This is a genomic window from Methylocystis sp. SB2 (assembly GCF_049817085.1).
In the GTDB taxonomy this organism is placed as follows: Bacteria; Pseudomonadota; Alphaproteobacteria; order Rhizobiales; family Beijerinckiaceae; genus Methylocystis; species Methylocystis rosea.
Genome location: NZ_CP187401.1, coordinates 1,494,712 through 1,514,631 on the forward strand (window position 1 = coordinate 1,494,712; position 19,920 = coordinate 1,514,631).

Consider the following 19,920-nt stretch of genomic DNA (forward strand, 5'->3'; position numbering starts at 1 on the left):
AACTCAGCAGGTGCAGATCTGATAGAATGGTCCGTCGCTTTCAGCCTAAACGCTTCAGCAAATCTCGACCGAGCGACGCGACGGTTCGTCCCTTCATGAGCTCCATGAGAGAAACTTCGACGCCCAGCGTCGCTTTGACCGCGACCTGCAATTCAACGGCCATCAACGAGTCGATGCCCATATCGGACAATTGAGCGTCTATATCGATGCGATCGCAGGGGATGCGAAGTGTCTCTCCGACGACGCGACGAACGACGCCGACAATGTGCTCGCCGCGCTGTTCCGGCTCAATCTGCGCCAGTTCGGCGCGGACGCGGTCGATGACGCTGTCGGACTCGTCGCGGGCCTCACTGACAAGAGGCGCGAAACGGGGAGCCGAACTCGCCGGATGGGTGGACGCCCACTTGGACCAGTCGACATCGACATAGGCGAATTGCGCCGTCCCCTGAAGAAGAGATCCTTCCAGATCCTCGAGCGCCTCCGTGGAGGCGATTGGCTGGATGCCTGCCCGCGCGAGGTGCTGCGCAACCGTCTTGTCGCGCGTCAGCATTCCGACGTCGCCGATCGCGCCCCAATTGACGCTTTGACCGGGAAGGCCGAGCGTATGCCGGTAGTGCGCGAGCATGTCGAGGAACACGTTGGCCGCGACATAGTTTCCTTGCCCAGGATTGCCGATGAGCGCCGAAATCGACGAAAAACACAGAAAGAAGTCCAGCGGCGCGTTGCGGGTCGCTTGGTGCAGGTTCCAGGCGCCGACCGCCTTGGGGCGATAGACCGCATCGAACCGTTCGTCGGTGAGTCCTGAAAGCACGGTGTCATCCAACACGGCCGCCGAATGCACCACGCCGCGCAGCGGCGGAAGCTCGAGGTCGATCCGCGCCATCATCGCCGCCACGTCGGCTTCGACGCTGACGTCGGCGGCGACGCTCATGACGTTGACGCCTTGCGCTTCGAGCGCAGTCACCGCGCGTCGCGCCTCGCTGGAGGCGGCGCCGCTGCGGCTGACGAGGACCAGATTTTCCGCGCCTTGCTGCGCCAGCCAACGCGCCGCGTTCAGGCCGAAGCCGCTGAAGCCGCCGGTCACCATGTAGGTGGCTTTCGGCTGAATCAGCTTTTTCTCGACTTCCTCCGGCACGACTTCGACGCGCGCCGGGTCGCTGAAGGACAGGACGATTTTACCCGTCTGCTTTGATTGCGCCATGAAGCGGAACGCGTCCGCCGCCTCGTGCAGCGGGAAGATGGTCACAGGCGTGGGGCGGAGATCGCCGTGCTCAAAACGGTCCCAGATCTGGGCGAGAAGCTCCCGAATCGCACTCGGCTGCTCGGCCATGAGTCGGTCGAGATCAATCGCTGCAAACAGGAGGTTCTTGTTGAAGGGCAGCAGCGGCAGGCGCGCGTTCTCGACGATGTCGCGCTTGCCGATCTCCACGAACCGTCCGAAGGGAGCCGTCACCTCCAAGCTTTTGACCAGCGTCTCTCCCGCGATCGAATTGAGCACGACGTCGACGCCCCGGCCCCCCGTCGACTTCAGGACGCCGTCGGCGAATTCGAGGCTGCGCGAGTCGAAGACCTGCTCCACGCCCAGCGTGCGCAGATAGTCGCGTTTCGCCTCACTTCCCGACGTGACGAAGATACGTGCGCCAATCGATTTCGCGACCTGGATCGCCGCGAGCCCCACGCCGCCGGCGGCGGCGTGAATGAGCACGGTTTCGCCAGCCTTCAGCCGTGCGATGTCATGCAGGGCGTAATAGGCCGTCATGAAGATGACGGGAACGCTGGCGGCCTCTTCAAACGTCAAGGACGAAGGCTTGCGCATGGCGAGCAGGCTTTCGACGGGAACGCGCACATGGGAGCTGAAGGAGCCTTTGAATGAGCCCATCAACTCGTCGCCGACCTTATAGGCCGTCACCCCTTCGCCCACGGCGGTGACGACGCCCGCCGCCTCCATGCCGAGTTCCGCGCCGTGATAGGAGCCCTCCAGAGCCTTGGCGGGCAACATGCCCAGGACCTTCAGCACGTCCTTGAAGTTGAGCGCCGCGGCCTTGATTTCGATTTCGATTTCGCCTGCGGCGGGAGCCGGCCGAGGAGCCTCCTCGAAGCGCAGGCTCTCGAGGCGGTTCTCGGCTCCGCGCGACAGGCGGAAGGCCGGTACGGAGGTGGCGGAGACGGTGCGTGTCTCGGGCTCCTCCTCCTCCTGGCGGAGGGCGGCCGCCGGAACAAGCCGCTGCACGCGCCGCACATCGCCGCGCAACGCGACCTCAGTCTCGGGATCGTCGCTGAGGATTTGCTGAGCGAGGAGACTGCGGCTCCCTTCAAGGGGATCGATGTCGACGGCGGTGCATCTCAATTGGGGATTTTCGCCGGCGATCGTGCGCGCCAGACCGATCAGCGCGGCGTGCGCCAGATTCACCGTCTGCGCACCCGGCATCGGCTGCGCGAGCGACGTCACCACGAACAGTCTGGGGGAAGCGTCCTCGCCCGCGTCCCGACCTTCGAGCGCTTGCGCAAGGCGGAGGAGGCGCTTGGCTTCGCCAAGATCGCTCACCGCGTCCTGCGCGCCTGGCGCCGATTCGCCCAGGAAGACGATGGCGCGAAGCTGCGGGCTTTCTTCGAGAACCTTGCGCGCGGCGACGACGTCCTTCAGCGACTGCGCGTCCACGGTTCGAACTTTGACTCCGGCCTCTTCAAGCGCGGCCGCGAGCTCTTTGGACGAGTCCGGATTTGCGGCGAAGAGAAGACAGTCTCCGGCCTGTTGATCAGTTTCGCTTAGCGGCTTGACCTCCCAAGCGAGCCCGTAGGATCGACTTTCAAGCCGCTCTTCTGGCGTGAGCTTTTTCGTGTGGAGCGCCTTGCATCTGACGCCGAGGACTTCCGCCGCGACGCTGCCATCCGCGCGATAGAGAATGAGGTCGCCTTCGAACCCTTCCGAGGAATGATCGTTCACGCGCCCGTGCGCCCAGAGCGGAGCGCCGCTTCCAGCGTGAAAAACCACTCGACCAACGCCAACCGGCAGATAGGTCGATTCCTGGAGCTTGTCGCCGATCGCGCCCACAAGCGTCTGGATGGCGCCGTCAAGGAGAGCCGGATGAAGCCGATAAGCCTCAAGCTCCTCCGACGGCCCCTGAATCACCTCAAGCTCCGCCAGTATCTCGTCGCCGTTCCGCATCAAATTTCGAATCGTGCGGAAGTGCGGACCATAGGACAGCCCGTGCGCGGCCAACCGATCATAAAGCTCGGCGACGTCGACCGACTCCCGAATTCGCTCCTTCACCTTCGCCAATGACTCGGCGCCGCTCCGAGGCGACGGCAGGGCGAGCACCCGGCCCATCGCGTGCAGCGTCCAAGACTGGGTTTCGTCATCCGTCTGACCGTAGATCTGGAACTCCCTCAAGCTCCGATCGTAGGTCGCCCGAACAATCGGATCTTTGAGCGTCGGGAAGACGAGCGGCCTGAGGAACGAAAGATCTTCGAGCGTGTAGCTGGCCTGTCCGCCATCAAGCAGCGCCGCGATCGCCAGGCCCTGCTCGACATAGCCCGCGGCCGGAAAGATGATTGATCCCTCGATGACGTGATCGGCCAGATAGGAGATCGATGGCCTGCCGAGATCATGCTCCCAGGTCGGCATGGGCGACGACACGCGGCTTCCCAGCAGGGGGTGCTCCGTGTGGCCAAGTCGATCAATCGCGGCGGCGCTCGTCTCGTTCCAATAATATTCCCGCTGCCAGGGATACAAAGGCAGCTTCACGAAGCGCGCGCCGGCGGGCGAAAGCGCGCGCCAGTTCACGTCATAGCCGTTCACATAGAGCGCGCCGAGGGCGGCGAGCACCGTCGCGCGCTCGGGATGCTCACGGCGTAAGGTGGCGATCGAAACGCCGCCCGCTTCGCTGGCGCGCAGCACTTCCTTGATCGACGTCGCGAGCACGGGATGCGGGCCGACCTCGAGAAAGCCGCTCAGTCCGTCGGTCACCATCGTGACCATCGCGTCGGCGAACAGCACAGGCTCCCGCATGTTGGCGCACCAATATTCCGCGTCCAAGTCGGGCCCTTCGACGCGCCGACCGGTCACCGTGGAATAGAGCGTCGTGTGCGGCGTTTGCGGGCGAAGCCCGCGCAAGGATTCCCGCAGCTCCGGCTTCAGCGCCTCCATCTGGGGGCTGTGATAGGCGACTTCGACATCGAGGAATCGATTGAACACTTCGTCCTTGGCGAGCTGCTCGGCGATCGACGCCAGCGCTTCGCCATCACCAGCCAGCGTGACCGTTGACACGCTGTTGATCGCGGCGACCGAAACTGTACCCGGATAGGACTCCAGAATGCGCTCGGCCTGCTCTCTATTGAGACCGGTCGCCAGCATGCGCCCCTTGCCGGCGGCCAGCTGCTGAAGTCGGCTGCGATGATAAGAGACAGCGACGGCGTCCTCGAGGCTGAGCGCCCCCGAAATATAGGCGGCGCTCACCTCGCCGACGCTGTGTCCGACCACCGCCGCCGGATAGACGCCCCAGGAACGGAGAAGTTCGGCCAAGGCGACCTGCACGACGAAATTTGCGGGTTGCGCGATACGCGTCTCTTTGACCCGTGAGCGGCTTTTGTCCTCGCGCATTTCCTCCAGAATGGAGAAGCCGGCGAGCGGGCGGAAGATCGCGTCGATCTCCTCCGCCGCCTTGCGGAAGACCGGTTCGTTCTCGAGCAATTGCCGGCCCATGCCCCACCACTGGGGCCCCATGCCGGTAAACACGAAAACCGGTCGCGATTCGGCGCGCCGAGCCGCCTTGCCCTGAATGACGTGGTCGCTATAGCCATGCGCGGCGAACTGCTCGAGCTCCGTCGCCATTTCGGCGGCCGAAGCGGCGACGACGCTCAGTCGGCATTCGTGGGCGGAGCGCCGAATTCGCGCCGAATGGCAAATGTCCTCAAGCGCCGCACGTCTGCCGCGCGAGAGCATCTGCGCATAAGAGCGGGCGAGAATGGTCAGCACCTTGGGATCGCGGCCAGAAAGCGTGAGGATCTGCTCTCCCGCCGACCCATCCTTCTTCTCTTCCAACCGCGGCTTCTCTGCGCGCTGAAGGACCACATGCGCGTTGGTGCCGCCAAAGCCGAAAGAATTGACTCCGCAATAGACGTCCTCATCGCCTTGCGAAAGCGGCTCGAGGCTGGTCGGCAAGCGAATGCCGAGTTCCTGGAACGGAATCTTCGGGTTGGGATTCTGCAGATTGGCTTGCGGCGGCACGGCCCCTCGATCAAGACAGAGCGCCGCCTTGATGAGACCGGCGACGCCCGCCGCCGCTTCGAGATGGCCGATCGTCGATTTCGCCGAACCGATCAGGCAGGCATCGTCAACCTCGCGGCCAGCGCCGATCGTGCGTCCAAGCACGCCGGCTTCGATCGGATCGCCCACCGGCGTCCCCGTGCCATGCGCCTCGACGTAGCGCACGTCGCTAAATGGCACGCCGCTTTGCGCGTAGACACGCCGAATCAGCGCCTCCTGCGCCGCGGCGCTTGGCATTGTGATGCCGTCGGTGCGCCCATCCTGGTTGACGCCCGTGCCGCGTATCGTCGCGTAAATATGATCGCCGTCTCGCAGGGCGGCGGCATAGGGCTTAAGCAGCACCACCCCGGCGCCCTCGCCGCGCGCATAGCCATTGGCGCGTTCGTCGAAACTCTTGCAATAGCCGTCCGGCGCCAAGAAGTGGCCCTTGCCCATGATCATCGGATACTCGGGCCGCAACATGACGTTGACGCCGCCCGCCAGCGCCAAGGACACGTGGCCACGCCAAATATCCTGGCAGGCGAGATGCACGGCCACGAGCGACGAGGAGCAGGCCGTGTCAACCGAAAGGCTTGGGCCGCGGAAGTCGAAAAAATAGGAAAGCCGATTCGACAGCAGCGTCATCAGCGCGCCGGTGCCCGAATGGATGCTGATATTCTCCCGATTATGCGGGCTCAGCTGATCGAGCATGCTGTCGAGCGTGAAGCCGCCAATATAGACGCCTGTTTCGGAGCCCGCGAGCGTTTCCGGAACGACGCCAGCGTCCTCCAGAGATTCCCAGGCCACCTCCATGAGCAGCCGCTGCTGCGGGTCTACATGGACCGCCTCCCGCGGCGATATATTGAAGAACGCAGCGTCAAAGCGATGGACCGCCTCGTCGAGAAAGCCGCCTTTGCGGGTATAGATCTTGTTCGGTTTATCGGGATTTTCGTTGAAGAATCGATCCATGCTCCAGCGGTCTTCCGGAACATCGCGAATAGCCGGCCGGCCGGAGACGAGGAGGTCCCAATATGCGTCCGGGCTATTGGCGCCCCCAGGGAAGCGGCATCCCACCCCGATGATCGCGATCGGCTCCGACTCTCCGACCTCGTCGCCGCGAAATCCCGAGTTCTGCAGGTTCGGATTGCGTTCGTCCATGGGATATCTCTGGCTGTATACATGTGGTTGGGGATCATGCGTCGCTGAAGCGCGCATGTGCGGTGCGTTTAAAACTGAGGAACTTGCTGTTAGGGCCTAGATGGGGGCGCCACCCCATCTTATGGAACGCATCATTATTCCTTTCAGTTGCAGCCAACTGCATGACCTGATTGGAAAATTAGGCATCCTAGCCTCTCCGACTAAAGCAATATTAGGTATTCGATCGGTAACATTCGCGGCCTAAAGTGCATTGCAGCATATCCGCTAAATGATGCCGTGGCGCAAGTCAATATGTATGCAATCAACTGCTCGCCGCTTTCTTGTGAACGATGTCACAATAGTGCCAAAAATGCCTCAGTCGCAAATTGGACGCATTTAAAACTGGCTCGGGAGCGTCTTTGGTGTGCACGCCGTGACCGGAAAACCGGCAGCCTGGCTTAAGCATGGGCGGATGAACAAGGGCGATCGGAGCTTCAGGCCGGAGCGCGGGCCCACCGCGCAGTTTGGCCAGAATCGTTCGCCATCCGGCAGGATCATGAGCGCTTCGTCGAGCGTCTTTTACGAAGCTCTCCGACATGCCAGCGCGCTCAGCGTCATTTCCTTTGCGCTGCATCGGCGCCTCCCGGCGCCCGCCAGACGGGATGGCTCGTGACCGCCGCGCTTGCGCCGCTAATCGCCAGGGAACTCCACCATCAACGTCGTGCCGGCGGAGGCTTGCATCTCCAGCGATCCGCCCAGCTGACGCGCAAAGGCCTGCATGATGCTCATGCCGAGAGAGCCAGACGCAACCGCAGACGCCGGCGAGATCCCGGGACCGTCGTCGCGAACGATGAGCTGCAGGCGCCCGTTCGCCTGCTTGAGCAAGGCGACTTCGAATTTCGATCCCGCGCCTTTTTTGAAAGCGTGCTTGACGGCGTTGAGCGCGGCTTCATTGACCAGAAGAAGCACCGCGGTCATCTGATCCAGCGACAATTTTGCGTCCGAGGATATATCTAACGACAGCTGGATCGGCAGGTCGCCAAAGTCATTGCGCAACATCTCGTCAAGAATAGGCGCGAGCCCCTGTTCGTAGCTTGTTTTGTCGTAAAGCCGGCGATGCAGGGCCGACATCGCCGCGATCCGATCTTCAGCGGCCGCGATCCGTTCGGCGGCCGTCACGTCGAGCACCCCCCGCCGGGCGTTGCTGATCATCGCCAGGACAATTTGAAGGTTATTTGCGACGCGATGCTGAAGCTCGCGAAACAGGCTGACCTGCACCTGGTTCGCCGCTTCCAGACGCCTGATCAGATCGGCCATTCCCGCCACGAGAATAAGCAAAAAGCCGCCGACGAGGAGAAACCCAATCAGCGCGAATATTGCGTTCGGCTCTCTGAGCAAAAACGAGTTGCGCGGCTCGAAGAAAAAATACCACCCCGACACAGCGGAGAGCGCCAACACCGCCGCGCCCTGACGCCAGCCGCACAGCAGCGCACTGGCCGCGATCGCCGGATAAAAGGTGAGAAACTTCATCGGATCGAGCCAGCGATCCAACAGGAGGCGAACAGACAGGCTCGCGCCGAATAATGCCAGAGCAATGATCCACGAGGGCGCGCCCTCTATTCTTTTCGACGCCCTGTAGACTTTCGTCGCCCACGCCACCTCGAGCACCCTGACGTAACTTGCCGAAATCCCGTGATTTCCTCCCACTCGGGCGCGCGAATAGTTGCATAGCGCTCAGTTCCGAACAAGATCGAATGCGCTGCCGGCATCGCTAGGCAGGGCTCTCGCCGCGTCGCCGAAAGATAACATCACGGCGCAAGTCTCAGTCGAAAAGGCTTCGAGTTTCGGCGGGCGGGCCCTTCCCCGTATCAATCGTCTTCAAGCTCTGAGCTTCTCTTCGCTCTGAACTCTCTTGGCTCTGAGCTTCTCTTGGCTCCGAGAGAATTTTCCTTTTCGGGGAACAACTCAGATCGCCCGAGGTTTCGCTCACGGGACACTCGCGTTTCGTCGCGGTTTTTTTTCGGAGTTTTTCTGATGGGCTCAAAGCGCAATCCGGTCAAATCCGCCATGGTGAACGCTGGAAAGAGTCAAATCGCGCAACCCGATCTTCTGGCGGCCGAGACTGAGATGTCTTACGCGCAGCCGCAAGGCGACGGCGGTGAAACGCACCAGACTGCGAATGACGAAGTTGAGACGCTCACCACGCAGCAGGGCATCCCGGTTTCCGATGACCAAAACACGCTTCGCATCGGCGCGCGCGGTCCGAGCCTCATCGAAGATTTCCATTTCCGCGAGAAAATCTTCCATTTCGACCATGAGCGCATTCCCGAACGCGTCGTTCACGCGCGGGGATTCGGCGTGCATGGCTATTTCGAACTCACGAAATCTCTCGCAGACGTTACGCGCGCGGATCTTTTCCAGCGGGTGGGCGATCAAACGCCCGTCTTCGTGCGGTTCTCGACCGTGGCGGGCAGCAAGGGATCCGCCGATCTCGCGCGCGACGTGCGAGGCTTCGCCGTAAAGTTCTACACTCAAGAAGGCAATTGGGATCTCGTCGGCAATAACATTCCGGTGTTCTTCATCCAGGATGCGATCAAGTTTCCAGACTTGATCCACGCGGCGAAGCCTGAGCCTGATCGCGGCTTCCCCCAGGCGCAAACGGCGCACGACAACTTCTGGGACTTCGTTTCGCTCTCGCCGGAAAGCTTTCACATGATCATGTGGATCATGTCCGATCGCGCCATTCCGCGCTCCTTCCGCTTCATGGAAGGCTTTGGGGTTCACTCTTTCCGTTTCGTCAACGCAGAAGGCAAGTCGACGTTCGTCAAGTTTCATTGGAAGCCGAAGCTCGGTCTGCAATCGGTGCTTTGGAATGAAGCAGTCAAGATCAATGGCGCCGATCCCGATTTTCATCGGCGAGATCTTTGGGACGCCATCAAGGGCGGAGATTTCCCGGAATGGGAGCTCGGCCTTCAGCTCTTTGATGAAGAGTTCGCCGACACATTCGAATTCGACATTCTCGACTCGACGAAGATTATTCCCGAAGAGCAGATTCCCGTGCAGATCGTCGGGCGCCTCGTGCTCGACCGCACCGTGGACAATTTCTTCGCGGAAACCGAGCAGGTCGCTTTCTGCACGCAGAACATCGTTCCAGGCATCGATTTCAGCGACGATCCGCTGCTCCAAGGCCGCAACTTCTCCTACCTCGACACACAGCTGAAGCGGCTGGGCAGCCCGAACTTCACCCATATTCCCGTCAATGCGCCGCGATGCCCGATGGCGCATTTCCAGCAGGACGGGCATATGACGATGAAGAACCCGAAAGGCCGCGTCAATTACGAGCCCAACAGCTGGGGCGCGCTCGGCGGACCGCGCGAGAATCCCGAGCGCGGCTTCACGTCATTCCCGGAAGAAGTCGCCGGGCCGAAGACGAGACTTCGCTCCCAAAGCTTCGCCGATCATTACAGCCAGGCGCGGCAATTCTTGATCAGCCAGACGCCGATTGAGCGCAAACACATTGGCGATGCGCTCGTATTCGAACTGAGCAAATGCGAGCGCCCGGACGTTCGCTCCCGCGTCGTCTCGCATCTCTTGAACATTGACGTTGCGCTCGCGACGCGCGTGGCTGACGGCTTGCGGCTTGAGATGCCCGATCCGGCGAAGGCCGCGCGCCCGACCCGGCAAGAGCTTCCCCCGTCCGCGCCGTTGAGCATTTTGGCGCGTCCCAAATCATTCACGGGGCGCAAGCTCGGGATTCTCGTGACGGACGGCGCCGATGCGAAGCTGTTGAAGGCGCTGATCCAGGCCGTCGAAAAGATCGGAGCGGTTTACGAGATTGTAGCGCCCCACATCGGCGGCGTGGTGCTTGACGACGGCGCCATGCAGCCCGCCGCCCAAAAAATCGATGGAGGACCGTCGGTGCTCTATGACGCCGTCGCCATTCTCACGTCGCAGACCGGGGTCGCCGATCTCGCCGCCGATGCCGCCGCGCGCGATTTCGCAAGCGACGCCTTCGCGCACTGCAAGTTCATCGGCTTCACCGAGAGCGCGATGCCGTTGCTGGAGAAAGCCGGCGTCGCCGAGGCGCTGGATGAAGCGTGCATTCGGCTTGCGAGCGTCAAGGACGCGGCCGCGTTCATCGCGGCCTGCGCCGAACTTCGTTACTGGCCCAGAGAACTGACGGTCGATCTCGACGCGTGATGCGGCACGCATGACAGAACGGTCAAGTTAACAACCGCGCAACAGGAGAACCAAGATGCCAACAGCGAGCACGAGCAGCAGCACGAAAAAGTCGAAGCCCCGAACGGGTACGAAGACGTCCGCCAGCGCCTCCACAACGCCGGACGCCATCAAGCTCCTGAAAGAGGATCACCGAGAGGTGAAAACCTGGTTCAAACAGTATGAAAAGCTTTCGGACGAGGCCGAGAAGGAGGCTCTCGCCCGAAAAATTTGCGTCGCGCTGACCGTTCACGCCAAGATCGAGGAGGAGATCTTCTATCCGGCGCTGCGCAAAAATATCGACGACGAAGACCTTCTCGACGAAGCTGAAGTTGAGCACGCAAGCGCCAAGCAGCTGATCGCCGAGATCCGATCGATGTCGCCAAAGGATCATCTGTTCGACGCAAAGGTTAAGGTGCTGGGCGAATACGTCACGCATCATGTCCAGGAAGAAGAGCAGGAAATGTTTCCCGAGGCGCGCAAAAGCGAAGTCGATCTGACCGCCTTGGGCGAGAAACTGTCAAAGCGTAAGGGCGAACTGATGAAAAAGGCCGCCTGATCGCGGCCGCTAAACCATTCACGCCGCGGCGGCAGGCACGTCATGCGCATGCACGTCGCGGCCGGAATGTTTGGCCATGATGCTCTTGGCGGTCTCCTCCAGCGCGGCGCTTCGCGTCCGCACCCAGAGCAACAGGCCGCCATAGTCAAGTTGCTCCTGGAGATATTTCGCGTGACGCTCCTCCATGAACTCGCCAAGCACGACCCCGATGAGGCCGCCAAATTCCGCGCCGATCAGGCCGCTCACGAGAAGCATCGCCAGGGCTCCGCCTGACGCGAGCGCCGCGCCGGCCGCCACGGTGGCGCCGACATAGACAAGACCGCCTATGATCGCGCCCTCTTTCTTGCTCAGAGATTCCCTCGGCGCATAGGCCACGCGCGGGGCGGCGCCGTCATCTTCGGCGGCTTCCACCTTTTCATATTTATGGCCGAGCTTGCCGACGATCGCCTTTTCACCCGCAAGCAGGCTGATATCGCCGAGATCGAACCCCGAATTCAATAATTCCTCGACAGCGCTCTCGAGCACATAGCCGTCTGAGAAAACGCCGACCACCTCTCGCGCCCGCCGCTCCGCACTGGACATGCCGCCCTCCCCTAGCCCTTGCACGCCTCGATCCGCTTCGAAGCGTCCCGCCGCATCCGGCTGTTCGGGCCAGAGTGCTGCCGAAGGCCGGCCCTTGGCAAGAGCCGCATTGACGCTGGCGAAGGAGCTAAGGAGAGCGCAAGGCGGACCGGGATGTATCGGCAGAGGCCGCCAGCAGGGAGAGGTATTCCCAGGCCATCGTCGCGCCGGCGAGCGCGGTGATTTCGGAAACGTCATAGGCCGGCGCCACCTCGACGACGTCCATCCCGACGAAGTCCACACCGGCGAGCTTGCGGATGACCGACTGCGCCTGCCAGGTGGCCAGACCGCCGATTTCCGGCGTGCCGGTCCCCGGGGCAAAGGCCGGATCAAGCGCGTCGACGTCGAACGTCAAATAGACGGGGGCGTCGCCGACGATTTCGACGATCCGTGAGGCGATCGCCGCTGGCCCAATTTCATGCGCCTCCTGCGCGGCGATGATCGTGACGCCTTGTCCAAGCGTCCAGTCGTAGACGTCGCGCTGCACCGGCGAGCGAATGCCGATCTGGATCATGCGGCGCGCATCGACGACGCCTTCGTTGATTGCATGATAGAACATCGAGCCATGCGCGTAGGGCTGGCCGAAATTATCGGGCCATGTATCGACGTGAGCGTCGAAATGGATCAGCGCCAGCGGGCTGCGTCTTTTTGCGCAGGCGCGCAAGAGAGGCAGCGTGATTCCATGGTCGCCGCCAAGCGTCACGAGATGCGCATAGGCCGACGCCTGGTCCTCGATGAGCTTCAGACTTGCGGCGATGTCGCCCAGCGCGATGGAGAAATCGCCCACGTCGGCGAGCGGCAGATCGACGGGGGACGTCCAGTGCGCGGGATGCGCGCCGTCGATCAACATGCGACTGGCGTGGCGAATCGCCGACGGCCCGAAGCGCGCGCCGCTGCGGTTCGTCGTGCCGATGTCGAAAGGGACGCCGGCGACGACAACCGCCGCGTCAGCGCCCGGGGCGACGCCGAGGAAGGTCGGCGGAGCGGCGAATGTCGGCGTCCCGCTCATGGCAAACCGTCGAGTTTGACGAAGCGGAACACCGCCGCGGCGACCGCGCAGGTCCATTCGCCGTTCGGAGCGCCTTCGGCCGCCGCGGTCAAAGACAGGCTCTCGACGATCAGTTCGCTTGTTTCATAGACCTTCTTGCGCTCATTCCAGGCGGCGTCTGGATCGAATTCGATCCCGAGCGTCGAAGCGAGCATCGTCGCCGCGAGATCTTCCGCATAATCGCCGCTCTCGCGCTCCGTCATGCCATAGCCGTGATGTTCCGAAATATAGCCATAGAGCGACGGCTCCCTTGGCCGGGCGAGGCCGATGCTCGCGGTGACGCGCCGACCGGGCTCGTCGGTCTCAGCGCGCGCAAGCACCGTGAAAGTGATTTCGCCAGGCTGAAGCGTCGCGACGCCCAGTTCCACCGGAATAATTTCGCATCCCGCCGGAAGAATCGACGATACCGCCACGAGGTTCTGCTGTTCGATGTCGGCGTCGCGCAGCGCATATTCGAACGCGGTCAGACGATGGCGGTGAACGCCGACGCCGCGCGTGAGAAAGACGCATTGTGGAATGGGAAACATGGAACCCGCTCCTTTGCGCAAAGACCACCGCCTCAATTAGGACAAGGCGCCCGTTCGGCCATAAGCATTTTGGCAAGCTTCGTCTATGGCCTCGCGCGCGCGAACCGGCTAGCATCGTCAAGCGGGCCGCGGCGCTCGACAGTTTGGCGCAACATATCTCCATGGCATGAAAATTTTGATGGCATGAAAATTTTGCTGCTCGGCGGCTCCAACGCCGGAATGCGGGAAGGCTGGGCCTTCCAATTTCAACGGCAGGCGTCGGCGCACGAGGTCGAGAATCGTTTTCTCGGCGCGGTAGGGTCGCTCTACGGTCTGCTGGCGCTTTTGAAGATGGAGCGCGACGCGACGGCTTCTCCGGACGTCGTCATTTTCGAATATTGTCTCAACGACATTCTGCTTTTCGCCGCCGGCTGCCTGCGCCCGAAGCTCGTCGCCGATACGCTCGAAGCGATCGCAGCCTGTTGCGCCCGGCGTCGAATCCGCCTGATGTTTCTCTGTCTGGACCCACGGCCGACGGCCTCCAAAGCGCTACGCAGCGCAACGCGGCGCGCGCATCGGCTCTACGCGGACGCGGCGACGCGTTATGCGACGCCCGCCATCTGGCTTGACGAGATTTTCTCAGGAAGCCCGACGGCGGCGCATTATCAGGACGAAAACCATCTGACGGTCGACGCCTCAACGGCGGTGGCCGCCGCAGTGCTGAGCCGGATCGGCGACGCGCGCGTTCCCTTGGCGCCCAACGCCGAGATTCGCTTCGATTACATCGACGCGACCAAGGCGCAGCGTCGCGGGGCATGCGAGCTACATCACATAGAATCGAAGGTTTTCGAAGGCGCGTTCATCCGTCTCAACCGACAGAGCGAATGCTATTGGCCCGGAAACGGCCGTCTCGTCGCGCTGATGCTGCGGTCCGATGACAGAAGCGGCGAATATCTCATTCGCGCGCCGCGATGCGTCTACCGCAAGAATCCGCGCTCGAAGATGCAGGAGATCGTCGCCAATCTCATGCTGCTGCATTACGTAACGCGCGCGATCGCCACGGACCGCGGCGTCGCCATCGCAATGCCCGACGACGAAGCGGCGCTGAGACGCGCTCCAGAGGATGCGACGCTCCTCGCCGTTCCGCCGACGGCGGATTTTTCGGACCAGACTCTCGATATCCACGCCGCGATCTTCTGGCGGCCAAGATCCATCGCGCGCAAAATCGCAGCGCTGTTGCGCCGCCGGTGAACCGCTGAAAGCCGCACTATTTTTTGCAGGTCGGCGTCGGCTGCAAAACGAGATCCGTCATGTCGCCGCGCAAGACGAAGTCGCCGTAGTCGAGCTTCAGCGCGCGCGAGACGCCGTTTTCATAAAGGTCGAAGGACAGCACATAAATCGGCTGCCCGTCCTTCTTGCCCAGCTCGAAATAGGAAATCGCAACCGGCCAGCGACGGATATTGTTGAGCGCATTCACGCGCGCGACCTTTTCCTGGGGCGGCTCGGTCGTCGGCTTGCCAATGACCGTTAGAGTATCGAACGCCTTCTCGCCGTCGCCCGTGCCGTCGAAGACCCGCGCTTCCAGCAGCTGTTCGCCGGCCGCGGCCGTTTCCACGATCTTGCGCAAATGTTCCGTCGGAAAGAGCATCGGACCGGCGAGCTCCAGGCGCGTGCGCTTTGGCTTTGCAAGATCGATGGCAAGCCGGGCGTCGGCGGATTTTTTGGCCTTTCCGTCGACTTCATCGGTCCGTGAGTTGTCGACTTTAGTCTCCACCTTGAAGCGAAACTCCGCGCCGTCGCCGCCCTCGAATGTCGCCGAACGCATGTCGGAGAGCTTGGCCGCCCCTTCCGAGGGCTGCAATTCGGTGATCTGGCGAAAGTTCTGCACATAGCCTTCGCAGGCCGAACCGGAGAAGTCGAAGGCGATCCGACCGCGCGCCTGCGCCGGCGCCTTCGCGCCGCTCGATTTCAACAGGCTCAGATCATAGACAGCGCGATGATTGGCGAGCGGCAATCCGCGCTCGGCGAACGCTTGGCCAACCGGCGTCGCCGCGCAGATCGCGGCGGCCAGCACGCGTAACGAAATCATCGGACCTCTTTCTGTGTGGCGGCGCCACGCGACGCCATTGCGTCGCGTGGAGTAGGAAACTAGGGTCGCGCTTCATTGGGAGCAACGACTTTCTCTTTGAGGAGGCGCTATGACCGCACCGTCCGACACCCCGCTCGCGCGGCTACAGGCGCTGGGACTGACCCTACCCGCCGCGGCCGCGCCGGTCGCCAACTATGTTCCTTTTGTGCGCACGGGCGCCCTGCTGTTCATATCGGGACAGCTGCCGCTGGGCGCCAACGGCCTCGACCCGGCGCATCAAGGCAAGCTCGGCGCCGGCGTTTCGCTTGAGGCCGGGCAGTCCGCTGCGCGTCAGGCGGCGCTCAACGTCCTCGCCCAAGCCAACGCCGCCGTCGGCGATCTTTCGAAATTGCGGGCCGTACGGCTCGGCGGCTATGTCAACAGCGCGCCCGACTTCGCGTCGCTGCCGCAAGTCGTTAACGGCGCTTCCGATCTCGTCGCCGCCGTATTGGGCGAGAATGGCAAACATGCGCGCTTCGCCGTTGGCGTCGCGCAATTGCCGCTCGACGCCGCTGTCGAAGTGGAAGGAATCTTCGAGATTCTTCCGTGAACTCCCGGGATTTTTCGTGGCTGACGGCGCGGCCGATCGCCCATCGCGGACTGCATGATCCCTCGAAGGGCGTGATCGAAAATTCGATTTCGGCCGCCCGCGCGGCGATCGCCGCGGGCTTTGGCGTCGAATGCGACGTGCAGCTCACATCTGACGGCGAACTCGTCGTATTTCACGACGAGACTCTCGAGCGCCTGACCGAAAGCGCGGGGGCTGTCGCGATGCGCAGCGCGAATGAGCTCAGTCGTCTGGGGCTGCGCGGCGCCAATGACGCCATTCCGAGGTTTTCCGAGTTTCTCGCGGCGATCGGCGGGCGAACGCCAATCATTGTAGAAATCAAGAGCGCCTTCGATGGCGACACGACCGCGGCGCAGCGCACGGCGCAGGCGCTGGCGCGTTACAGCGGTCCCGTCGCCGTCGAAAGTTTCGACCCCGATCAGATCGCCTTTCTGCGCGCGCGCGCCGCCGCGCTCGGGATCGCGCATCGGCCGCTCGGCATCGTCGGCGAGGCGCATTACGACGCAGATGATTGGCCGCAGCTGTCTACCGCACAGCGCGCGGAGCTCACGCACTTTCTGCACTACAGGCGGACGCTGCCGGACTTCCTGTCTTGGCGCGTGCGCGATCTTCCGCACGCCATTCCGCTGCTGCTGCGCGAGGCGCTCAAGATTCCCGTAACGACCTGGACGGTGCGCTCGCCGGAGATGGCGGCGCGGGCGCGAGAATGGGCCGATCAGATCGTCTTCGAGGGCTTCGCGCCATAAGCGCTCGAGTCGCGCGGCGTGCGCCGCCGCATCCGCCCAAGCGCCGATTCTTGTTAGCAGAGCCGATCGGGCGCGACATGGATCACAATCGAGCGCCCCTCGATCGACGGGAGCAACATCGCCATGCGCCAGCGCGGACGCTCAATTCGCCTTGTGCTAACAATTGGGATAGCGGCGATCCTGGGAGTCGGCACAGCCATCGCCGATACAAAAAACGGATCCTTCGACGCTGACGGCGCCCGCCGCGCAACAGGCGAAATGGATCGCGACAAGACGCTGCAATCCACCGCGCGCGCCTGTCCGGCCGACGTCTTCCGTGAGGAAGCCTCGCTGGGCGGATTGCTCCTGGGAGATGAAGCAGTCACGCGCGATCACTGCGCAGCCCGCCCTGAGGAATGCTATCAAGCCTGCATTGGCAAGCGCAGCGGCGAACACTGCTTCCGGTTGGCGCTCGCGCTTCAGGAGAACGAAAGCGTCATCGCGCCGCGCTACGCGCAGCTCCTGTTCGCAATGGCCTGTGCGCTTGGCAAGGCCTCCGGCTGCACCAACCGCGCCGCGCATATGCGCAACGCCGCCGAAGAGGGCGATCCGCTCGAGTCGCTTTCCGCCAAGGCCAAAGATCGCTGTCAATTTCGCAGCTTTAAGATCGCCTGCGACAAAAACGATCATTGGGGGTGCGCCATGCTCGGACAGGCGTACCGCAACGGCGAGGGCGTCAAGAAAAGCCTTGCCCTCGCGCGTCGCTCCTACAGGAAATCCTGCAGGCTCCAGCCAGAATTCGCCGCCTGCGATTTTTCCCGCCGCGCGCTGACGTCCATGTGACTCGCCGCCGCGCTATTCTGCGGGGACCAATCCGTTGACCGGCTCCAGGCCCCGCATGTCCTTGAGTTCAACGCGGATATTGTAATCGCTCGCCGCTTTGATGAAATCCTGAATCGTCTCCATGATGTCCTGATCGATAAAGCCGGCGCGCGTGCCATCGATCACCAGGTAACTGTTCTCCTCGACATTCTCCAGGTAGTTGCGCAGCTGCGCCTTGTTGAGGAAGGACACATCCTTTTGCAGGCGCAGCAGGTAGTTCCGCCCGTCGCGCGTGAGCGTGAATGCGGAGTGATAATTTGCGCGCAACACGAAAAAGAGCCCCACGGCCATGCCGATCGCCATGCCCTTGAGCAGATCCGTCGAGAGAATTGCGCCGATCGTCACGGCAAAGGGCGCAAACTGATTGAATCCCTTTTCATATTGCTGAACGAAGAGTTTCGGCTTCGCGAGCTTGTAGCCCGTCAGCAGCAGCACCGCCGCAAGACACGCGAGCGGAATCATATTGAGCACGCTCGCCAGGAACATCGCGCTGAGCAACAGCAGCACGCCGTGGACAAAGGACGCCACCTTGGTGTGTGCGCCGGCGTCAATGCTGGCGGAGCTGCGCACGATCACTGCGGTGATCGGCAATCCGCCCAACATGCCGCTCAGGAAATTGCCGACGCCCTGCGCTTTGAGCTCCTGATTGGTCGGCGCGATGCGCTTGAGCGGATCGAGCTTGTCGACGGCCTCTAAGCTCAGCAGAGTTTCAAGGCTGCCGACCAGCGCCAAAGTGGCGGCGGTTACATAGATCTGGACATCGATCAGCCGGGCAAAGTCCGGAAAGTTGAACTCCCGCGCGAAATCTATTGGTCCAAAGATGGCGGGAAGATTGACGAGATGCTGCGGCGCGATCGCCAAAGCGGGAAACAGCGTCTGCGCCACGACGTTATAGGCGATGCCAAACAGCACCGCGACCAGCGGACCGGGCGCGATCGAAAGGTAGCGATGCTTCTTGATGTAGGGCGTATCCCAAAGAAGCATGATCGCGAGCGATACGAGGCTGACGATCACCGCTCCCGTCGAGAAGGACCGAAATGCGTCCCAGAGGAAGGAGAGACGCGTGTGGCTATCATCCTCGAGGAACGACAAGTCGGCTTCCGCGTCGGCGTCGTAGCCAACCGCGTGCGGCAGCTGCTTCATGATCAGGATCAACCCGATCGCCGCAAGCATGCCCTTAATGACGGCTGACGGAAAAAACGCGCCGATGACGCCCGCCCGTAGAAAGCCCATCCCCACTTGCAGGAGGCCCGACAGCGCCACCGCAAGCAGCATGGCGTCGAAGCCAAGTTTTTCGACCGCAGCCGCGACAATGACGGTCAGGCCTGCGGCAGGACCCGAAACGCTCAACTGCGAACCGCTGACAAGAGACACGACGAGCCCGCCGACGATCCCGGCGATCACTCCGGAAAAGGGCGGCGCGCCGGAAGCGACCGCAATGCCGAGGCACAGTGGCACCGCGACGAGAAACACCACGACCCCCGCCGGAATATCATGATCGAGGTAGCGGACGTAATAGTCGAGATGTCTCTTAAACACGCCTGAGTTCTCCCTATTGGCGGTTTATGCCGCGCGGCGGGTTAGAGATCTTCGCCGCCATGTTGCTGATAGATGACGTCCACTTCGCTGCCCGGCGGCAAGGTGATGAGCTGATGCAGAATTCCATCGTCGAGTCCGAACACCCAGCCGTGCAGCATCGGCTGCTGGTCCTCTTTCCAGGCGGTCTGAACAATCGAAAGTTGCGACAGACGCATCACCTGCTCGATCACATTGATTTCGACCAGTCGGTCGGCGCGTTCGGTCTGAGAGTTGAGCGCGTCGATCTCATCTCTGTGCATCCGATAGACGTCTTTGATATGCATTAGCCATTTATTGAGCAGCGCCAGATCGGGGCGCTGTCGGTCAAGGGCGGCGCGAACGCCGCCGCAATTATAGTGACCGCAGACGATGACGTGCTGAACCTTGAGCACCTGCACAGCGTATTGAATGACGCTGAGACAGTTGAAGTCCGTGGCGATCACCTGATTGGCGATGTTGCGGTGGGCGAAAATGGCGCCCGGCAGCGCGTTGACGATGATGTCGGCGGGCACGCGGCTGTCAGAGCAGCCAATCCACAAGAATTCGGGCTTCTGATTGGCCGCAAGACGCTCGAAATAGCCGGGATCGCGCTCACGGACTTCCTCGGCCCAGGCCTTGTTCTCAAGCAACAGTTTTTCGAAGGATTTCATCACGCCCGTTTTCTTTCGGCCATCGCCTCAAAAGCGGTCTGGCTGCGACAGCAAT

General features: G+C 62.2%; 15 protein-coding genes. 6 read left to right on the forward strand and 9 right to left on the reverse strand.

All coding sequences use genetic code 11. The features are described from left to right. Window positions 1–40: 40 nt before the first annotated feature. Both ACPS74_RS07305 and ACPS74_RS07310 read right to left on the reverse strand, forming a co-directional pair. Complete coding sequence (locus ACPS74_RS07305; RefSeq protein ID WP_029650720.1) at window positions 41–6,403, reverse strand: type I polyketide synthase; 6,363 nt, start codon at window positions 6,401–6,403, stop codon at window positions 41–43. A 669-nt stretch (window positions 6,404–7,072) separates the two neighbouring features. Beyond that, window positions 7,073–8,089 carry a sensor histidine kinase gene (locus tag ACPS74_RS07310; RefSeq protein WP_239753901.1) on the reverse strand — a complete coding sequence of 339 codons (1,017 nt, stop codon included), beginning with the start codon at window positions 8,087–8,089 and terminating at the stop codon, window positions 7,073–7,075. A 420-nt stretch (window positions 8,090–8,509) separates the two neighbouring features. Here ACPS74_RS07310 and ACPS74_RS07315 point away from each other — a divergent pair, with 420 nt between their 5' ends. Further along, complete coding sequence (locus tag ACPS74_RS07315) at window positions 8,510–10,582, forward strand: catalase (RefSeq protein WP_029650710.1); 2,073 nt, start codon at window positions 8,510–8,512, stop codon at window positions 10,580–10,582. 27 nt (window positions 10,583–10,609) lie between these two features. Here the strand turns inward: ACPS74_RS07315 and ACPS74_RS07320 are convergent, their stop codons facing one another. After that, window positions 10,610–10,732: a hypothetical protein gene (locus tag ACPS74_RS07320; RefSeq protein ID WP_255722770.1), complete on the reverse strand. Its 123-nt coding sequence runs from the start codon at window positions 10,730–10,732 to the stop codon at window positions 10,610–10,612. A gap of 28 nt (window positions 10,733–10,760) precedes the next feature. Between ACPS74_RS07320 and ACPS74_RS07325 the strand changes: the two genes are divergently transcribed. Then, on the forward strand, window positions 10,761–11,159 hold the full coding sequence (locus ACPS74_RS07325) for a hemerythrin domain-containing protein (protein WP_051381772.1): 399 nt from the start codon (window positions 10,761–10,763) through the stop codon (window positions 11,157–11,159). A gap of 18 nt (window positions 11,160–11,177) precedes the next feature. Here the strand turns inward: ACPS74_RS07325 and ACPS74_RS07330 are convergent, their stop codons facing one another. The 3 genes from ACPS74_RS07330 to ACPS74_RS07340 form a co-directional block, all read right to left on the reverse strand. Beyond that, window positions 11,178–11,741, reverse strand: a complete 564-nt coding sequence (locus ACPS74_RS07330) for a hypothetical protein (RefSeq protein WP_029650706.1) — start codon at window positions 11,739–11,741, stop codon at window positions 11,178–11,180. 127 nt (window positions 11,742–11,868) lie between these two features. Beyond that, window positions 11,869–12,789: an agmatinase gene (gene speB / locus ACPS74_RS07335; RefSeq protein WP_036241859.1), complete on the reverse strand. Its 921-nt coding sequence runs from the start codon at window positions 12,787–12,789 to the stop codon at window positions 11,869–11,871. Continuing rightward, the gene (locus ACPS74_RS07340) at window positions 12,786–13,355 is read right to left on the reverse strand and encodes a pyruvoyl-dependent arginine decarboxylase (protein ID WP_029650702.1); all 570 of its coding nucleotides are present in this window, start codon (window positions 13,353–13,355) and stop codon (window positions 12,786–12,788) included. Before ACPS74_RS07340 ends, speB begins: the two co-directional genes overlap by 4 nt. A gap of 183 nt (window positions 13,356–13,538) precedes the next feature. Between ACPS74_RS07340 and ACPS74_RS07345 the strand changes: the two genes are divergently transcribed. Continuing rightward, complete coding sequence (locus tag ACPS74_RS07345; RefSeq protein ID WP_157055257.1) at window positions 13,539–14,585, forward strand: hypothetical protein; 1,047 nt, start codon at window positions 13,539–13,541, stop codon at window positions 14,583–14,585. Window positions 14,586–14,601: 16 nt separating this feature from the next. Here the strand turns inward: ACPS74_RS07345 and ACPS74_RS07350 are convergent, their stop codons facing one another. Continuing rightward, complete coding sequence (locus ACPS74_RS07350) at window positions 14,602–15,423, reverse strand: cell envelope integrity EipB family protein (protein WP_029650698.1); 822 nt, start codon at window positions 15,421–15,423, stop codon at window positions 14,602–14,604. A 109-nt stretch (window positions 15,424–15,532) separates the two neighbouring features. Between ACPS74_RS07350 and ACPS74_RS07355 the strand changes: the two genes are divergently transcribed. The 3 genes from ACPS74_RS07355 to ACPS74_RS07365 all read left to right on the forward strand — a co-directional run bounded on the left by ACPS74_RS07355 (window position 15,533) and on the right by ACPS74_RS07365 (window position 17,598). Next, window positions 15,533–16,012: a RidA family protein gene (locus ACPS74_RS07355; protein ID WP_029650697.1), complete on the forward strand. Its 480-nt coding sequence runs from the start codon at window positions 15,533–15,535 to the stop codon at window positions 16,010–16,012. Next, complete coding sequence (locus tag ACPS74_RS07360) at window positions 16,009–16,776, forward strand: glycerophosphodiester phosphodiesterase family protein (protein ID WP_029650694.1); 768 nt, start codon at window positions 16,009–16,011, stop codon at window positions 16,774–16,776. The genes ACPS74_RS07355 and ACPS74_RS07360 overlap by 4 nt, the downstream gene beginning before the upstream one ends. A 258-nt stretch (window positions 16,777–17,034) precedes the next feature. Further along, window positions 17,035–17,598, forward strand: a complete 564-nt coding sequence (locus tag ACPS74_RS07365) for a sel1 repeat family protein (RefSeq protein ID WP_239753897.1) — start codon at window positions 17,035–17,037, stop codon at window positions 17,596–17,598. Window positions 17,599–17,610: 12 nt separating this feature from the next. Here ACPS74_RS07365 and ACPS74_RS07370 read toward each other — a convergent pair whose 3' ends face one another. Beyond that, window positions 17,611–19,176, reverse strand: coding sequence for a SulP family inorganic anion transporter (locus ACPS74_RS07370; protein WP_029650690.1), 1,566 nt, complete (start codon window positions 19,174–19,176; stop codon window positions 17,611–17,613). A gap of 41 nt (window positions 19,177–19,217) precedes the next feature. Then, window positions 19,218–19,865: a carbonate dehydratase gene (gene can, locus ACPS74_RS07375; protein ID WP_029650688.1), complete on the reverse strand. Its 648-nt coding sequence runs from the start codon at window positions 19,863–19,865 to the stop codon at window positions 19,218–19,220. Window positions 19,866–19,920 lie beyond the last annotated feature (55 nt).